This is a genomic window from Nocardia brevicatena NBRC 12119 (assembly GCF_000308495.1).
Taxonomy (GTDB): Bacteria; Actinomycetota; Actinomycetes; order Mycobacteriales; family Mycobacteriaceae; genus Nocardia; species Nocardia brevicatena.
In genome coordinates, this window is record NZ_BAFU01000157.1 from 1 (window position 1) to 567 (window position 567).

Sequence of the window (567 nt, forward strand, 5' to 3'; positions counted from 1 at the left end):
TCGTGGCACGCCGGATGGACGGCGGGGTGGCGGTCGGGCGGTGGTGGGCGTGCGAGGATTCGGCTGCTCGAAGAGTTCGTTTTCCGTTCACGACGTCATGAAGGGAAATCTCGAATGGCACAGGCATCGGAATCCACCACTACGGCCGGCCGCGTCACCGTCGGCGACCTGGATGTGCTGCGGTTGGGTTTGGACGAGGGACGCCAGGAAGCGCAGAACGCCCGCCACTACGCCCAGCAGGCCCAGAACCAGGCCCGCCAGGCGCAGCAGCAGTCGCGGCAGGTCCAGCACCAGGCCCAGGTCGCCCAGAGCGAGGCCAACCAGGCCAACCAGCAGGCCCAGCAGACCCGTCAACAGGCGGTGCAGGCCCAGAACCAGGCCCAGCAGGCCCAGAACGAGGCCGACCGGGCCCAGAACCAGGCCCAGCAGGCCCAAAGCGAGGCCAACCAGGCCCATCAGCGGGCCCAGTCGGCCCAGGACCAGGCCGATCAGGCGGCCCAGCTGGCCCAGCAGGCCGAGGACCAGGCCAGTCGGGCCCAGGATCGGATCATGCAGTGGGAGCTGCAA

Annotated in this window: 1 protein-coding gene; it reads left to right on the forward strand. The window is 69.3% G+C overall.

Annotated features, from left to right (window positions below):
• Positions 1-114 precede the first annotated feature (114 nt).
• A partial coding sequence (locus ON20_RS25715; protein ID WP_040839571.1) for a hypothetical protein occupies positions 115-567 on the forward strand: 453 nt, incomplete at its 3' end.